This window comes from Achromobacter sp. ACM03, from assembly GCF_014851665.1.
GTDB lineage: Bacteria > Pseudomonadota > Gammaproteobacteria > Burkholderiales > Burkholderiaceae_B > Achromobacter > Achromobacter aegrifaciens.
Window position 1 is genome coordinate 173,164 of sequence record NZ_JACVAD010000008.1, and the last position, 15,414, is coordinate 188,577.

The 15,414-nt window shown below is 63.7% G+C and carries 15 protein-coding genes; 5 read left to right on the top strand and 10 right to left on the bottom strand.

Annotated features, from left to right (window positions below; translation table 11 throughout):
• Window positions 1-2: 2 nt before the first annotated feature.
• Window positions 3-1,469, bottom strand: a complete 1,467-nt coding sequence (dnaA, locus tag IB257_RS27350) for a chromosomal replication initiator protein DnaA (protein WP_054455790.1) — start codon at window positions 1,467-1,469, stop codon at window positions 3-5.
• Window positions 1,470-1,865: 396 nt separating this feature from the next.
• Between dnaA and rpmH the strand changes: the two genes are divergently transcribed.
• The 5 genes from rpmH (at window position 1,866) to IB257_RS27375 (ending at window position 6,123) form a co-directional block, all read left to right on the top strand.
• On the top strand, window positions 1,866-2,000 hold the full coding sequence (rpmH, locus tag IB257_RS27355; RefSeq protein ID WP_003816025.1) for a 50S ribosomal protein L34: 135 nt from the start codon (window positions 1,866-1,868) through the stop codon (window positions 1,998-2,000).
• A 52-nt stretch (window positions 2,001-2,052) separates the two neighbouring features.
• Window positions 2,053-2,424: a ribonuclease P protein component gene (locus tag IB257_RS27360; protein ID WP_013397083.1), complete on the top strand. Its 372-nt coding sequence runs from the start codon at window positions 2,053-2,055 to the stop codon at window positions 2,422-2,424.
• Entirely contained in the window at window positions 2,421-2,693 is a 273-nt protein-coding gene (gene yidD / locus IB257_RS27365; protein WP_059376344.1) for a membrane protein insertion efficiency factor YidD, read from the top strand. Before IB257_RS27360 ends, yidD begins: the two co-directional genes overlap by 4 nt.
• Before the next feature lie 48 nt (window positions 2,694-2,741).
• The gene (yidC, locus tag IB257_RS27370; RefSeq protein WP_119449781.1) at window positions 2,742-4,418 is read left to right on the top strand and encodes a membrane protein insertase YidC; all 1,677 of its coding nucleotides are present in this window, start codon (window positions 2,742-2,744) and stop codon (window positions 4,416-4,418) included.
• 256 nt (window positions 4,419-4,674) lie between these two features.
• The gene (locus tag IB257_RS27375; protein ID WP_054455792.1) at window positions 4,675-6,123 is read left to right on the top strand and encodes a catalase; all 1,449 of its coding nucleotides are present in this window, start codon (window positions 4,675-4,677) and stop codon (window positions 6,121-6,123) included.
• Window positions 6,124-6,201: 78 nt separating this feature from the next.
• Here IB257_RS27375 and IB257_RS27380 read toward each other — a convergent pair whose 3' ends face one another.
• The 9 genes from IB257_RS27380 to IB257_RS27420 all read right to left on the bottom strand — a co-directional run bounded on the left by IB257_RS27380 (window position 6,202) and on the right by IB257_RS27420 (window position 15,410).
• Window positions 6,202-7,080: an ABC transporter permease gene (locus IB257_RS27380; RefSeq protein WP_192493112.1), complete on the bottom strand. Its 879-nt coding sequence runs from the start codon at window positions 7,078-7,080 to the stop codon at window positions 6,202-6,204.
• Between the two features lie 11 nt (window positions 7,081-7,091).
• Window positions 7,092-7,937: an ABC transporter ATP-binding protein gene (locus IB257_RS27385; protein WP_175212933.1), complete on the bottom strand. Its 846-nt coding sequence runs from the start codon at window positions 7,935-7,937 to the stop codon at window positions 7,092-7,094.
• 1 nt (window position 7,938) lies between these two features.
• Window positions 7,939-8,982, bottom strand: coding sequence for an ABC transporter substrate-binding protein (locus IB257_RS27390; protein ID WP_192493113.1), 1,044 nt, complete (start codon window positions 8,980-8,982; stop codon window positions 7,939-7,941).
• A 51-nt stretch (window positions 8,983-9,033) separates the two neighbouring features.
• Complete coding sequence (locus IB257_RS27395; protein WP_192493114.1) at window positions 9,034-9,939, bottom strand: TauD/TfdA family dioxygenase; 906 nt, start codon at window positions 9,937-9,939, stop codon at window positions 9,034-9,036.
• Between the two features lie 325 nt (window positions 9,940-10,264).
• Window positions 10,265-11,464: a M20 aminoacylase family protein gene (locus IB257_RS27400; protein ID WP_054455809.1), complete on the bottom strand. Its 1,200-nt coding sequence runs from the start codon at window positions 11,462-11,464 to the stop codon at window positions 10,265-10,267.
• A gap of 28 nt (window positions 11,465-11,492) precedes the next feature.
• Window positions 11,493-12,509 (bottom strand): ABC transporter ATP-binding protein, encoded by a 1,017-nt coding sequence (locus IB257_RS27405; RefSeq protein ID WP_175160106.1) that lies wholly within the window; start codon window positions 12,507-12,509, stop codon window positions 11,493-11,495.
• The gene (locus tag IB257_RS27410; protein WP_119449775.1) at window positions 12,506-13,507 is read right to left on the bottom strand and encodes an ABC transporter ATP-binding protein; all 1,002 of its coding nucleotides are present in this window, start codon (window positions 13,505-13,507) and stop codon (window positions 12,506-12,508) included. Before IB257_RS27410 ends, IB257_RS27405 begins: the two co-directional genes overlap by 4 nt.
• An 11-nt stretch (window positions 13,508-13,518) precedes the next feature.
• Entirely contained in the window at window positions 13,519-14,439 is a 921-nt protein-coding gene (locus IB257_RS27415; RefSeq protein WP_054455815.1) for an ABC transporter permease, read from the bottom strand.
• Window positions 14,436-15,410: an ABC transporter permease gene (locus tag IB257_RS27420; RefSeq protein WP_088143535.1), complete on the bottom strand. Its 975-nt coding sequence runs from the start codon at window positions 15,408-15,410 to the stop codon at window positions 14,436-14,438. Before IB257_RS27420 ends, IB257_RS27415 begins: the two co-directional genes overlap by 4 nt.
• Window positions 15,411-15,414: the final 4 nt, after the last annotated feature.

A 15,414-nucleotide genomic window follows, 5' to 3' on the forward strand; every position in this document is an offset into this window, starting at 1 on the left:
GTTCATCCTTTTAGAGTTTGTTCCAACACGTGCAGGGTATGGTTGAGCTCCGCTTGCTTGGCGCGGGCGTCGGAAATCTTGCGTACGGCATGCAGCACGGTGGTGTGATCACGGCCACCGAACAGATCGCCGATTTCCGGCAGGCTTTTCTGGGTCAGCTCCTTCGCCAGGTACATCGCGACCTGGCGCGGCAAAGCGATATTGGCGGGCCGGCGTTTCGAGTACATGTCGGCCACTTTGATCTTGTAGAAATCCGCCACCGTCTTCTGGATGTTCTCCACGGTGATCTGGCCGTTGGACACGGACAGCAGGTCCTTCAGGGCTTCCTTGCAGACATCCACCGTCAGCACGTCGCGGCCGTGGAAGCGCGCATAGGCCAGCACCTTGCGCAGCGCGCCTTCCAGTTCGCGCACGTTGCTGCGCAGATGCTTGGCGATGAAGAACGCCACTTCCTCGGGCATGGGCACGCCTTCGGACTCCGCCTTGCGCAACAGGATCGCCACGCGCATTTCCAGTTCCGGCGGCTCGATGGCCACCGTCAGGCCGGAGTCGAAGCGCGAGATCAGGCGGCTGTCGATGCCCGACAGTTCCTTAGGATAGGTATCGCTGGTGATGATGATCTGCTTGCGCTGAGCCACCATCGCTTCGAACGCGTAGAAGAATTCTTCCTGCGTGCGGTTCTTGCCGGAGAAGAACTGGATATCGTCGATCAGCAGCAGGTCGAGCGAATGGTAATAACGCTTGAAGTCGTCGAACGCCTTGCGCTGGTAGGCCTTCACCACGTCCGACACGTATTGGTCGGCATGCACATAGCGCACGCGCACACCGGTCCCCGCCGCCACCATCGCATTGCCGATGGCGTGGATCAGGTGGGTTTTGCCCAGGCCCACGCCGCCGTACAGGAACAGCGGGTTGTAGGACGTGCCAGGGTTCTCGGCGACCTGCAACGCAGCGGCGCGCGCCAACTGGTTCGCCTTACCCGTCACGAAGTTCTCGAACGTCAGATCGGTGTTCAGGCGCGAACGCTCGTACACGATGCTTGCCGCGTCCGCGTTCACCGCTTGCGCGGCCTGCGCGGCCGCCGTGGTCGCCGGGGCTGCGGGTGCAGGCGTTACCGGGGCCATCGGTGGCGGCGCGCCGCCTGAAGGGGAAGCAGCGGACGGATACGCGGGCGCCGCGGGTGCGGCGCGTACGGGCGCGACCGGCATGCGCGGCGTGGCGCCTTGCGTCGGCAACTCGAACAGCACCTGCACCGGACGCTCGAACCACTCCGCGGCCAACGCTTCGATCTGGTGGGAAAAGTTCTTCCGTACCCAATCCAGTTTGAACCGGTTGGGAGCGGCAACGCGCAGCACCGCCTGCGTTTCGTCGTACGCAAGCGGGACCAGCGGTCGTATCCACGCGCTGATTTGTTGGGGGGGGAGTTCCTGCTCAAGACGACTGACGCAGGTCTGCCAGAATTCTTTCATGTCGCTCTTATTCAAACCTCGATTCTACCTTGCCTGGGCTGGGGTTATCCACAGGGTAGGGCATAAGCGTCCGTGCGGCGCAGTCTTAACTGTTTGACAAGACAGGGAAAACTTGCTGAAATGGTGGGCTTTTCCGAATTCTGTCTGTCAGAAGGTTCCACAGAGAGCTTAGCCGCGCTTTGTTGGCAGTGGTGTCTAACGATGCCTACCGCCCACGCAACTGCCTGGTTTTGCTTCTAATAGGTCGCCCGGGGTTTCCCGGTCAGAGCCCCGTCTACGAGCTGTTTTTTTGCACCTGTTGCAAAAATGCTCATTAGATACCCGCTTCCTGAATGCGCGACCAGGAACCCTTCCGGGCAGGTCCCTTCTGACTTTTGTTCTTTTTGTGGATCGTCCATGAAACGTACCTACCAACCTTCCGTTACCCGTCGCAAGCGCACCCATGGTTTCCGCGTGCGCATGAAAACCCGCGCTGGCCGCGCCATCCTGAATGCCCGCCGCGCCAAGGGCCGCAAGCGTCTGGCCGTCTAAGTCCTGTTTTTCCGGCTTGTCCGGAAAAACCTGACGCCTGATTTTGCAGTCCATGCCGCGCTCCACGCTTCCGCCGGAGGCGCGGCTGCATCGCCCCTCCGAGTTCGCCGCCGCCCTCAAAGGCCGGCGTCTTGCCCGAGGGGCGTTCTTCATTGTGAGCGCGGCTCCCAATGATCTGCCTCCCGGCCAGGACGCCTGTGCGCGTCTGGGCCTGGTGATCGCCAAGCGGTTCGCCGCCCACGCCAGTACGCGCAACGCCATCAAGCGGGTCATCCGCGAGGCGTTCCGCCATCGGCGCCTGGGACTGCCGGCCAAAGATTACGTCGTGCGCCTGCATAGCAAGGTTGCGCCCGCCACGCTTACCGCGCTGAAACGCGCGGCAAGAGCCGAAGTGGACGCTCACTTTGAGCGGATAGCGCGATGATCAAGGCTTTACTCATTGCCCCGATCCGGTTCTACAGGTTTTTCCTGAGCCCCTGGATCGGCAGGCAGTGCCGCTTTACCCCGACCTGCTCGGCGTATGCGATCGAAGCGATCGAGCGCCACGGCGCCTGGCGCGGCTTCTGGCTGGCAGTCCGGCGCATCGGCCGCTGCCACCCTTGGTCGCCGGGCGGATTGGACCCGGTTCCGCCCTCCAAGGGAACCAATGGCCCCTCGTGCTGTTCCCACAGCCACCGCACCGAGCATGATTGACGCTAAACTGGCGGGCTTTGCTGGCCCGTATTCACCTCAGTAGGCACCATGGATATCCGACGAACCGTCCTCTGGATGATTTTTTCCTTCTCGCTGTTGCTCCTATGGAACAACTGGCAGATCCATAACGGCAAGCCGTCGCTGTTCGGCCCCACGCCTGCCGCCACCACGAGCGAGCCGCAGGCCTCTGCCAACAACGCAACACCTTCGGTGCCCAGCACGCCCGCCCCCGCGGCTGCCGCTGCGTCCGCCGTGCCCGGCGCCGCCGCGCCTGCTGCCGCGCGCTCGGAAGAAGTCGTCATCACGACCGACGTGCTGCGCCTGACGTTCGACACCATGGGCGCCCAGCTGGTGCGCGCCGAACTGCTGAAGTACCCGGCCACCGGCCAGCCCGACAAGCCCACGGTGCTGCTGGACCGCGCCGCTGGCCTGAACTACGTGGTGCAGACCGGCGTGGTCGGCGCCCCCAACGGCCAAAGCTTCCCCACGCACCAGACGCCTTTCCGCGTCGTGTCCTCGGAACGCCAGCTGACCGGCGACAACCTGGTGGTCGCCTTCGAGGGCGAATCCGGCGGCGTGAAGGTCACCAAGACGTTCACCCTGCACCGCGGCCGCTATGACATCGACGTGCGCCACGACCTGGCCAACGTCAGCGCCGGCCCCGTGTCGCCCGCCCTGTACCTGCAGCTCGAACGCGACGGCAACGACCCCGCCGACACGTCCAGCTTCTATCACACCTTCACCGGTTTCGCCGTCTACTCGGAACAGGACAAGTTCCAGAAGATCACCTTCAGCGACATCGAAAAGAAGAAGGCCAGCTACATCAAGCAATCGGACAACGGCTGGATCGCCGTGGTCCAGCACTACTTCGCCACCGCCTGGGTGCCCCCGCAGGGCAAGCCGCGCACCAACGAACTGCTGGAAGTGCAGAAGAACCTGTACGCCGCCCGCAGCATCGAGGCAGTGGGCGAGATCGCCCCTGGCGCCGCCACGCGCGTCGATTCGCACCTGTGGGTCGGTCCGCAAGACCAGAAGGCCATGGCCGCCCTGGCCCCCGGCCTGGAACTGGTGGTCGACTATGGCTGGCTGACCATCATCGCCAAGCCGCTGTTCAAGCTGATGACCTGGCTGCATTCCATCCTGGGCAACTGGGGCTGGACGATCGTGGCGCTGACCGTGCTGATCAAGGCCGTGTTCTACCCCCTGGCCGCCGCCAGCTACCGCTCCATGGCCCGCATGAAGCAGGTGGCTCCGCGCCTGCAGGCCCTGAAGGAAAAGTACGGCGACGACAAGCAGAAACTCAATGCGGCCATGATGGAGATGTACCGCACCGAAAAGATCAACCCGCTGGGCGGCTGCTTGCCCATGCTGGTGCAGATCCCGGTGTTCATCTCGCTGTACTGGGTGCTGCTGGCCAGCGTGGAAATGCGCGGCGCGCCGTGGATCCTGTGGGTGCACGACCTGTCGATCCGCGACCCGTACTTCATTCTGCCCGCCATCATGATGGCCACCATGTTCCTGCAGATCAAACTGAACCCGACGCCCCCGGACCCCGTCCAAGCCAAGGTCATGATGATCATGCCGCTGGTGTTCGGCGGGATGATGTTCTTCTTCCCGGCCGGCCTGGTGCTCTACTGGTGCGTCAACAACACCCTGTCGATCGCCCAGCAGTGGTCCATCACCCGCGCCATGCAGCGCAAGACGGAAGCCGCAGCCAACCGCTGATATCTGCTCCCGCGCAAGAAACCGGTCCCATGCGGACCGGTTTTTTTTCGCCTGACGGCCGCCACCGATGCCGATTCCTGATTTTCTTGATAGTTATTCTTTATCAAGTTTTATAGATCAATCAACTTCACACGGTAAGGCAAGACCCCTATGATGTGTCGGAGATAGCCCCAGGCCGGCAATGCCGGGCTATCCCAGACACGGCGCGGGCCCCTCTGCGGCCCCCGCATTCCAGGCATTTCATAGGGAGTGTGCTATGACCGACAAGAAGACGCATCTGACCACCGCCGCTGGCGCGCCGGTGGCCGACAACAACAACACGCTGACTGCCGGCCCGCGCGGCCCGGCGCTGTTGGAAGACTTCTGGCTGATTGAAAAGCTCGCCCACTTCGACCGCGAACGCATCCCCGAACGCGTGGTGCACGCCAAGGGTTCGGGCGCCTATGGCACCCTCACTGTCACCCACGACATCTCGCGCTACACCCGCGCCAACCTCTTTTCCCAGGTCGGCAAGCAGACCCCGCTGTTCCTGCGTTTCTCGACCGTGGCCGGCGAGCGCGGCGCGGCTGACGCCGAACGCGACGTGCGCGGTTTCGCCATCAAGTTCTACACCGAGGAAGGCAACTGGGACCTGGTCGGCAACAACACGCCGGTCTTCTTCATCCGTGATCCGCTGAAATTCCCGGACTTCATCCACACCCAGAAGCGCGACCCCAAGACCAACCTGCGCAGCGCCACCGCCGCCTGGGACTTCTGGTCGCTCAATCCCGAATCGCTACACCAGGTCACCACCCTGATGAGCGATCGCGGCATTCCCGCCAACCTGCGCCAGCAGCACGGCTTCGGTTCGCACACGTTCAGTTTCATCAACAAGGACGGCGAGCGCTTCTATGTGAAATTCCACTTCAAGTCGCAGCAAGGCATCGCCTGTCTGAGCGACGAGGAAGCGGCGCAAGTGGTCGCCCATGACCGCGAAAGCTCGCAGCGCGACCTGTTCGAGAATATCGAAAAGGGCAACTTCCCGAAGTGGACGCTGAAGGTGCAGATCATGCCCGAGGCCGAAGCCGCGACTTACCATATCAACCCCTTCGACCTGACCAAGGTCTGGCCGCATGGCGACTATCCGCTGATCGAAGTCGGCGTGCTGGAGCTGAACAAGAACCCCGAGAACTACTTTGCCGAGGTCGAGCAGGCCGCCTTCACCCCGGCCAACGTGGTCCCCGGTATCGGATTCTCGCCGGACAAGATGCTGCAAGGCCGGCTGTTCTCCTACGGCGACACGCACCGCTATCGCCTGGGCATCAACCACCACCAGATCCCGGTGAACGCGCCGCGCTGCCCGTTTCACAGCTTCCACCGCGACGGCGCCGGCCGTGTCGACGGCAACGTCGGGGCGACGCTGAACTACGAGCCCAACAGCGCGGGCGAGTGGAAGGAAACCCCGTCGGCAGGCGAGCCGCCGCTGGCGCTGGACGGCCAGGCGGCAGCGCGCTGGAATCACCGCGTGGACGATGACTACTACTCGCAGCCGGGCGCCTTGTTCCGCCTGATGACGCCTGCACAGCAGGAGCTGCTGTTCGGCAACATCGGCCGCCACATGGCCGGCGTCCCGGAAGAAATCCAGCGCCGCCAGCTGGAACACTTCCGCAAAGCCGATCCCGCCTACGCCGCAGGCGTGGCCAAGGCGCTGGGACTGAAGCTGTAATCCGCGACGCGCCCATGCGCAAGGCGGCCCCGAGGGGCCGCCTTTTTTTGGCTGCTACGCGGCTCTGCGCCGAGACAATCAGCGCTGCGTGCCCCAGCGCCTGACCGTGAAACGCTCCACGGTGTCGAACACCAGGTTTTCCACAAGCAGGCCGATGATCACCACCGCCGCCAACCCCGCGAACACGCGGTCTGTGTATAACTCGTTGCGGTTCTGAAAGATGTACCAGCCCAGACCGCCCTTGCCGCTGGACGCGCCGAACACCAGTTCCGCGGCGATCAATGTGCGCCACGCAAAGGCCCAGCCTATCCTCAGCCCGGCCAGGATGGCGGGCAGGGCGGCAGGCACCAGAATCTGCAACACGTAGCGCAGACCGCTCAATCCATAGTTGCGGCCCGCCATGCGCAAGGTATCCGATACCCCCAGAAAACCCGCGTACATGTTCAGCGCCAGCGCCCACAACACCGAATGGATCAGAACGAACACCAGGCTGCCTTCGCCCAGGCCGAACCACAGCAGCGCCAGCGGCAGCAGCGCAATCGCCGGCAGGGGATTGAACATGGCCGTCAAGGTGGACAGCAGATCGCGACCGAAACGCGTCGACACCGCCAGCGTGGTCAGCACAAAGGCCAGCAGCACGCCCGCCGCATATCCTTGCGCCAGCACGCGCAACGATTGCCCGGCGCGTGCCAGCAGTTCGCCGCCTGCGATGCCCTGCACGAAGGCGACCGCCGTCTGCGATGCGCTGGGCAGCAGCAGATCATTGTCGGTGTAGCGCGCCGCCAGCTCCCAGATGCCCGCCAATAGCGCCAGGATCGCCAGCTTGCGCAGGCTGGCGTGCTGCCACAGGCGTTCATGCCAGGGCAGGGGCGCTTCGCCCGCTTGCGCGGGCAAGGGCGGCAGCTCGTACTCCACTTCGGGACGGATGGGCACGGCGCCTGCGTATGCGTTGTTCATGCGGAAGTCCTTCAGGCCGCGGCCCGCTCAGCGGCAAGTTCAGCGGACTGTTCCGCAGGCGCCACATCGAACAGCAGATCATGGACGCGCCTGGCTGCAGACTGGAACGCAGCCGAGCCCTGGCTATGCAGCCCGTAGGCATGGGCGTTCAGTTCCGCGCGCACGCGGCCGGGATGCGGTGACAGCAACAGCACGCGGCTGCCCAGTACCAATGCCTCTTCGATGGAATGGGTGACGAACAGCAGGGTGAAACGCACGTCTTCCCACAGCGCCAGCAATTCTTCCTGCATGCGCCGCCGCGTCAACGCGTCCAGCGCCGCGAAGGGCTCGTCCATCAAAAGCACACGCGGCTGCATCGCCAGGGCGCGCGCAATGGCCACGCGCTGCTTCATGCCGCCGGACAACGTATGCGGATAGGCATCGGCGAACGCGGACAACCCCACCTTGTCCAGGTAGTGCATGGCGCGCTCGTCGGCCTCGCGACGGTTGAGTTTGCGTGAAGCCACCAGCGGAAACGCCACGTTCTGCCGCAACGTCTTCCATGGCGGCAGCTGGTCGAATTCCTGGAACACCACGATGCGGTCTGGCCCCGGGCCGCGCACGGCATTGCCATCGATGGCAATGCGCCCTTCGGTCGGTTCGATGAAGCCCGCAATTGCCTTAAGCAGCGTGGATTTGCCGCAACCGGACGCGCCCAGCAGGATGAAACGCTCTGCTTCGTGCACGTCGAAACTGACCTGATGCGTGGCGCGCACGCGCCTTTCGCGCGTCTTGTATTCGATCGACACCTTATCCACAGCCAGCAAAGGCGTGGCCTTTTCGGTGTTATCCACAGGGGAGGCAGCGCTCAATCCCATCTCAACTGCCTTGGGCCGTGACGGGGTCGTCAAAGAAATAATCGCGCCAACTGGCCGGCGCATTCTTGATCGCGTCCACCTTGTGCATGAACTCGGCCAGCGCATAGGTATTCTGCGGTTCCAGCTTGAACTGCACGTCGGGGTTCTTGATCACTTTGATCAGGAAATCGCGGTCCAGCTTTGCGCCGGTAACGCGCAGATAAGTATCCGCGGCCTTTTCCGGGTTGGCGCTGGCGAACTGCGCCGCTTCCTTCAGCGCGGCCTGGAATGCCTTGTAGGTCTTGGGATTTTCCTTGCGGAATTTCTCGGTCGCAAACAACACCGTGGACGAACTGGGCCCGCCCAGCACGTCATAGGAATTGAGCACGATGCGCGCCTTGGGATTCTCGGCCAGCTCCTGCTCCTGGAAGGGCGGGTTGCCGAAATGCCCCGTGATTTCCGTGCCGCCCGCGATGATTGCGGCGGCCGCGTCCGGATGCGGCAGGGCGACGGAAATCTTGTCCAGCTTGTTGAACTGCGCGTCGCCCCACAGTTTGGCCGACGCCAGCTGCAACACGCGAGACTGCACCGACACGCCCACCGCCGGCACCGCGATGCGGTCCTTGTCGGTGAAGTCCGCAATCGTCTTCACGTTGGGATTGTTGCTGACCAGGTAATAGGGAAAATTGCCCAGCGAAGCCACGCCCTTCACGTTCTGCTTGCCGCGCGTGCGGTCCCAGATCGTCAACAGCGGCCCCACGCCTGCCCCCGCGATATCCACAGCCCCGGACAACAGCGCATCGTTCACGGCCGAACCGCCCGACAGCTTGGCCCACTCGACCGAGATATCCACACCATCGGCCTTGCCGTGCTTTTCGATCAGTTGCTGATCGCGCGCCACGTTCAACAGCAGATACACGATGCCGTACTGCTCGGCGATGCGGATGCGGCCCTCCGCCATGGCCGGCGTCGGCGAAGCCAGCGCCAGCACGGCAAGTATCAACGCCAGGCCCGCGCCGGTGGCGGCCTGGACCAAACGATCACGTACAGCGGAGGAAAAACCCATGGCGGACCCTGTGGATAAATGGTTTTGCGCGAAATTAAGGGGAGCGCGACGTCAGAACGGCTGGTCGCCTTCGATCGTCGTGCGGTACAGCTTGCGGCGCAGGTGATCCGGCGTACCGCCGGCCAGATGGATCAACGAGCGGTTGTCCCAGAACACCAGATCATGCGGCTGCCATTGGTGGCGGTAGATGTGTTCGGGCCGGATGCTGTGGGCAAACAGTTCGTCCAGGATCTGGCGGCTCTCGTCTTCGGGCAGACCCTCGATGCGGGTGGTGAAGCCTTCGCTCACGAACAACGCGCGGCGGCCCGTCTCCGGATGCGTGCGCACGACCGGATGCACCACTTCCTGCACCTGCGCCACTTGTTGCGCGCTGAGATTGGGACGCCACGAGCCTTCCTTCTGCAGCTGGCCGTACTTGGCCAGGTAGGAATGCACGGCGCGCTTGCCTTCGATGGCGTCTCGCAATGCGGCGGGCAGAGTGTCGTACGCCACGTGCATGTCGGCGAATAGCGTGTCGCCGCCTTGCGCGGGCAGCTCCTGCGCGTGCAGCAGCGACCCCAGGCTGGGCAATTCCTTGTACGAGATATCCGAATGCCAATACTTGCCGGCATCGCCCAGCCCTATCGGCTTGCCGTCTTCAACGATGTTGGAAACGATGAGGATCTCGGGATGCCCGGCCAGATGGAACTGATGCAGCACGTGGATCATCAGACGGCCAAAGCGGCGGCTGAAATCGATATGCTGCTGCGGCGTGATGCGCTGATCGCGGAACACCAGCAGGTGATGGTCCAGATGGGCGCGATGCACCTGCGCGAAATCGGCCGGGGTCAGCTCGCGCGACAGGTCGATACCGATGATTTCCGCGCCGGTCACGGCTGCCAGCGGGCGGATCGAAAAGGCTTGCGCAGCGGGTTCGGCATACACCTCGGACCGGCGCAGCGCGTTGCTCTGGGACATGGATCGCTCCTTGCGCGAATGCCGGCCAGGCCGGCTCAGGAACGGTCCATTATGAAAACGTGCAACCCCTACGCAAACGAATTATTCGGCCTTTGTTCACGCCTGCGCGTCATATAAGGGACGGCTAAGGTCGCATTCAGCCCTGTGGATAAGTCTTGGGATAAGCCTGGTGGCAAGCCAGGGAAAAGCGGTGGATTGTCGGGGGATATCCCGGTGGATAGGCGGTGAATAGCAGGTGGACAGCCTGTGTACAACCTTGCCCGGCCATGAAAAAAGGCGCGGTCCGTACGGAGCCCGCGCCTTTTAAATCAAAGACTTGCGTGGATCAGGACTTCGGCAGAAAAGCCTGAACCAGTTTTACCCAATATGTTGCGCCTACCGGCAGCAAGGCGTCGTTGAAGTCGTAATTCGGGTTGTGCAACTGGCACGGACCCATGCCGTGATAGGTCTCCATGCGATGGTCGCCGTCGCCGTTGCCGAGGAACAGGTAGGTCCCAGGCACCGCTTCCAGGAAGAAGGAAAAGTCCTCCGCCCCCATGAAGGGCGGCATCTCGCGCTGCACGTTTTCAGCGCCGAACGCGTCTTCGGCGACTTGGGCGGCAAAGGCGGTTTCCTTTTCCCAATTCACCAGCGGGGGATATGCGCGCACGAAATCCAGTTCGCCCGTCCCGCCGTAGACCTGCGGCAAGGTGGTCGCGATGCGGCGCATGTCCGCCTCGATCTTGTCCAGGGTCTCCACCGAATAGGTGCGCACGGTGCCGCGCAGCACGGCTTCGCCGGGAATCACGTTGTAGGCGTCGCCCGCGTGGATCTGCGTGATCGAAAGCACGGCCTGCTCCAGCGGATTCTTGCTGCGCGAGATCACCGTCTGCAGGGCATGCACCATGTCGGCCGCGACAATGATGGGGTCCACCGATGCATGCGGCTGCGCCGCGTGGCCGCCCACGCCCTTGATGACGATGTCCCAGCGGTTGCTGGAGGCCATGGTCGGGCCCGCCCGAAAACCGAACTGGTTGACCGGCATGCCGGGCATGTTGTGAATGCCGAACACCGCGTCGCAAGGGAATTTGTCGAACAGGCCATCCTGCATCATGGCGCGCGCGCCGGCGTTGCCGCCTTCCTCGGCCGGCTGGAAGATGAACACCACCGTGCCATCGAAATCGCGGTGTGTGGACAAGTATTGCGCCGCCCCCAGCAGCATGGTCGTGTGTCCGTCGTGGCCGCAGCCGTGCATGCGTCCGCTGATGGTGGACTTGTGCGCAAAGCGGTTGTGCTCGGGCATGGGCAGCGCGTCCATGTCGGCGCGCAAACCTATGGTTTTCTTGCCGTTGCCGCCACGCAAAATACCCACCACGCCGGTTTTCCCCAGCCCCGTGTGGACTTCCAGGCCCCAGCCGCGCAAACGCTCCGCGACCAGCGCGGACGTGCGCGTTTCCTGGAAAGCAAGTTCCGGATGGGCGTGGATATCCCGCCGCAGCGCGGTGAGGTCGCCGTGGGCGCGTTCGATTTCGTCTATGGTTTTCATGGCTGTGGATAAGGCGTAAGAGTTGAATTCACGTATCGTTCAGATGGCAGGCGCTGAACTGACCCGGGGCGACTTCACGCAGCAACGGCCGTTCTGCCTTGCAGCGCGGCATCGCATGCGGGCAACGCGGGTGGAAGGCGCAGCCCGTCGGCGGGTCCAGCGGCGACGGCAATTCGCCCTTGATGGGCTGGTAGGTGCGCCGCCCCGGCTGCAGCGTCGGCAGTTCCTTCAGCAAGGCCTGCGTGTACGGATGGTTGGCCCGCTGAAAGACCGTGTCGGTAGGCGCCAGCTCCACCACGCGGCCCAGATACATGATGGCCACGCGGTCCGAGATGTGGCTGACCACGCTGAGGTTGTGGCTGATGAAAAGATAGGTCAGGTCCAGGTCCGCACGCAACCGTTCGAAGAGATTAAGCACCTGGGCCTGGATCGACACGTCCAGCGCGGCGACCGCCTCGTCGCAAACTATGACCGAAGGCTTGAGCGCGAGCGCCCGCGCAATTCCTACGCGCTGCCTCTGGCCGCCAGAGAATTGATGGGGATAACGCTGTGCAAAAGCCGGATCCAGCCCCACCTGGCGCATCAGCCCGGCGACGTACTCGGCCTTGTCGCGCGCGCGGACCAGGCCGTGCGCCACGGGCGCCTCGCCGATGATCTCGCGCACGCGCATACGCGGGTTCAGCGAGGCATAGGGATCCTGGAAGATCATCTGCACGCCTAGCTCATAGGCACGCCGTTGCGGGCCCGCCATGGCCTTCACGGCGCGGCCCTTGTAGCTGACTTCGCCCGCCGTCGGCGGCAGGATGCCTGACACGATACGGCCCAGCGTGGATTTTCCACAGCCGGATTCGCCCACGATGCCTATCACTTCGCCCGGCCGCACATCCAGGTCCACACCCGCCACTGCATGCACGACCTGCGTCTTCAAACCGGCGCCCAGCAGGTTGGCGATTCGGCCGGCCAGGTCCACGGGCTGCACGAAGCGCAGCTCGACCTCGCGCAACGACAGGATAGGGACCGCGGGATCTCGTTCTGCGGCGTTCATTTGGTATCTGGCCCTCCGGCATGCCAGCAACGCACCCATTGCGCCGGGCGCACCTCCACGGGCTGCGGTTCGACCAGACAGGCGTCAGTGGCGCGCGGGCAGCGCCCACGGAACGCACAGCCTTGCGGCAGGTTGAGCAGCGACGGCGTCATGCCGGGAATCGGAACCAGCGGCCTGCCACGGGATTCGGGCGTGGGTATGGAAGCGATCAGGCCATGCGTGTAGGGATGCATGGGATGGCTGATGACCGCCTGCGTGGTGCCGGTTTCGACCACGCGCCCCGCATACATGACCGACACACGGTCCGCCAGGCCCGCGACCACGGCAAGGTCGTGCGTGATCCAGATCAGCGCGGTGCCGGTTTCGCGGCACAGCTTCTGCACTTCGAACAGGATCTGTCCTTGTATGGTCACATCCAGCGCCGTGGTGGGCTCGTCTGCGATGATCAGGCGCGGCGAATTCAAGAGCGCAATCGCGATCGCCACGCGCTGCCGCATGCCGCCTGATAATTGGTGCGGATAGGTGCGCAGGCGCTCCTCGGGCGAAGGGATGCCCACCATGGCGAGTGTCTGCAAGGCGCGCTGGCGGGCTTGCTCGCGCGATACCTTGCTGTGCGCCTGCACCGCCTCGATCATCTGCGTATCGACGCGCAGTACCGGGTTCAGGGTCATCATGGGATCCTGGAAGATCATGGCGATCTCCTGGCCCCTGAGCTCGCGCCAGCGCGCGGGTGTCGCGTTGCGCAAGTCCTCGCCGTTCAAGCGCAAGGTGCCGTCGACGATGCGGCCCGGCTCATCCAGCAGTCCCATCAGCGAAAAGCCGGTGATGCTCTTGCCCGACCCCGATTCGCCCACCAGTCCCAGGATCTCGCCTTCGGCCAGCGTCAGGTCCACACCATCCACCGCCTTCACCACGCCATTGCGCGTGTAGAAGTGCGTCTTCAGGCCATGCACCTCGAGTATGGGCGTCGCCGGGGACTTTTCCACAGGTGTCTGCATGGCGCCCGCCCTCAATTCGCGTGGCGCGGGTTGAGCACATCGCGCAGGTGGTCGCCCACCAGATTGATGGCGATGATGGCCAGCGCCAGCGCAATGCCGGGGAAGAACGAAATCCAGTACTGACCGGACAGCAGATATTCGAAGCCGTTGTAGATCAGCATGCCCAGCGACGGCTCCGTCACCGGCACGCCCACGCCCAGAAACGACAGCGTGGCCTCCAGCGCAATCGCATGCGCCAGGTCGATGGTGGCGATCACGATCAGCGGCGGCATACAGTTGGGCAGCACGTGACGAAACAGCACGCGCCCCCACGACAGCGACATGCAGCGCGCCGCTTCCACGTATTCCTTGCCGCGCTCGACCAGCGCCGCGCCGCGCGCGGCGCGCGCGAAATACGCCCACTGCACCACGATCAGCGCGATGATCACCTTATCCACACCCTTGCCCAGAATCGCCAGCAACATCAGCGCAACCAGGATGGCGGGGAACGACAACTGGATATCCACAACCCGCATCAGCAAGGCGTCGATGCGGCCGCCGAAATAGGCTGCGATCAGGCCCACCGTGGCGCCGATGCCGAAGGCCGCCAGTACCGAAACGCTGGCCACCAACAGGCTGGTGCGCATGCCGTAAAGGATGGCCGAGAACAGGTCGCGCGCCAGGCCGTCTGTGCCCAACCAGTAACGCATGCTGCCGTCGCCGCTTTCGCTGCCCGGCTTGAGCTTGGAATCCATGATGTCCAGCGTCGCCAGATCATAGGGATTCTGCGGCGCGATCCAGGGCGCAAGCAGCGCGGCGCCCACGATCACGACCAGCATGATCAAACCCAGCGTGGCCAGCTTGCTGGCGAAGAAGTCCGACAGGAATCGGCGCCAGGGCGTCTGCTCCTTGGCCTGAACCGGGGGCGCGGCGGCGGTGGCGGGTGTGTTCATCGGCGGCTATCCAAGCGTACGCGGGGGTCCAGCACCGTGTAGATGATGTCCACCACCAGATTCAGCATGACCAGGAAGAACACGATCAAGAGCAGATACGCCACCACCACCGGACGGTCCAGGTTGATGATGGAATCGATCAGCAGCTTGCCCATGCCCGGCCAGGAAAACACGGTTTCCGTCACGACGGCGAAGGCCATCACCTGGCCGAACTCCAGGCCCGCCACCGTCACCACGGGAATCAGGATGTTCTTGAGCAGATGCACGCCCAGTACGCGCTTTTCAGACAGGCCCTTGGCGCGCGCGAACTTGATGTAGTCCATGGGCAGGGCTTCGCGCGTGGCGGCACGCGTCACGCGGATGATCATTGCGCACTTGGCGAAGGCGATCGTGGCCGCAGGCAGCGCCAGGCTCAGCCAGCCGTCGAAAGTCAGCACGCTCAACTGCAGCGATCCGATGCTGACGGTCTGGCCGCGCCCACCCGCCGGCACCCAGCCGAGTATCACGGCGAACACCATGATGAGCATCAGGCCAACCCAGAAGTTAGGCAGCGAGAAACCCAGCACCGAGCCCGTCATGATGGCGCGCGAACCCACTGCCTTGGGCTTGAGGCCGGCCAGGATGCCCAGCGGCACGCCGATCAGCACCGACAGCAGCATGGCCACACAGGCCAGTTCCACCGTGGCCGGCATGCGCTCCAGGATCAGCCTCATGGCCGGTTCGCCCGTCAGGAAGCTGTTGCCGAAATCACCGCGCACCGCCTGGCCCATGAAGATCAGGTACTGCCGCCACAGTGGCAGATCCAGGCCCAGCGATGCGCGCACCGCCGCGCGTTGCGCTTCGGTCGCTTCCGGGCTGGCCAGCATCGAGACCGGGTCGCCCACCATGTAGATGCCGGCAAAGACCAGCGCCGACATGACGAGCATGACGACGACGGTCTGCAGCAGCCTTCTTACGATTGTTGCAAGCACTAGC

Bases quoted from the DNA above. Each gene is read 5' to 3' on its own strand.
- dnaA (WP_054455790.1), bottom strand. From the start codon at position 1,469: ATGAAAGAATTCTGGCAGACCTGCGTCAGTCGTCTTGAGCAGGAACTC.
- rpmH (WP_003816025.1), top strand. From the start codon at position 1,866: ATGAAACGTACCTACCAACCTTCCGTTACCCGTCGCAAGCGCACCCAT.
- IB257_RS27360 (WP_013397083.1), top strand. From the start codon at position 2,053: ATGCCGCGCTCCACGCTTCCGCCGGAGGCGCGGCTGCATCGCCCCTCC.
- yidD (WP_059376344.1), top strand. From the start codon at position 2,421: ATGATCAAGGCTTTACTCATTGCCCCGATCCGGTTCTACAGGTTTTTC.
- yidC (WP_119449781.1), top strand. From the start codon at position 2,742: ATGGATATCCGACGAACCGTCCTCTGGATGATTTTTTCCTTCTCGCTG.
- IB257_RS27375 (WP_054455792.1), top strand. From the start codon at position 4,675: ATGACCGACAAGAAGACGCATCTGACCACCGCCGCTGGCGCGCCGGTG.
- IB257_RS27380 (WP_192493112.1), bottom strand. From the start codon at position 7,080: ATGAACAACGCATACGCAGGCGCCGTGCCCATCCGTCCCGAAGTGGAG.
- IB257_RS27385 (WP_175212933.1), bottom strand. From the start codon at position 7,937: ATGGGATTGAGCGCTGCCTCCCCTGTGGATAACACCGAAAAGGCCACG.
- IB257_RS27390 (WP_192493113.1), bottom strand. From the start codon at position 8,982: ATGGGTTTTTCCTCCGCTGTACGTGATCGTTTGGTCCAGGCCGCCACC.
- IB257_RS27395 (WP_192493114.1), bottom strand. From the start codon at position 9,939: ATGTCCCAGAGCAACGCGCTGCGCCGGTCCGAGGTGTATGCCGAACCC.
- IB257_RS27400 (WP_054455809.1), bottom strand. From the start codon at position 11,464: ATGAAAACCATAGACGAAATCGAACGCGCCCACGGCGACCTCACCGCG.
- IB257_RS27405 (WP_175160106.1), bottom strand. From the start codon at position 12,509: ATGAACGCCGCAGAACGAGATCCCGCGGTCCCTATCCTGTCGTTGCGC.
- IB257_RS27410 (WP_119449775.1), bottom strand. From the start codon at position 13,507: ATGCAGACACCTGTGGAAAAGTCCCCGGCGACGCCCATACTCGAGGTG.
- IB257_RS27415 (WP_054455815.1), bottom strand. From the start codon at position 14,439: ATGAACACACCCGCCACCGCCGCCGCGCCCCCGGTTCAGGCCAAGGAG.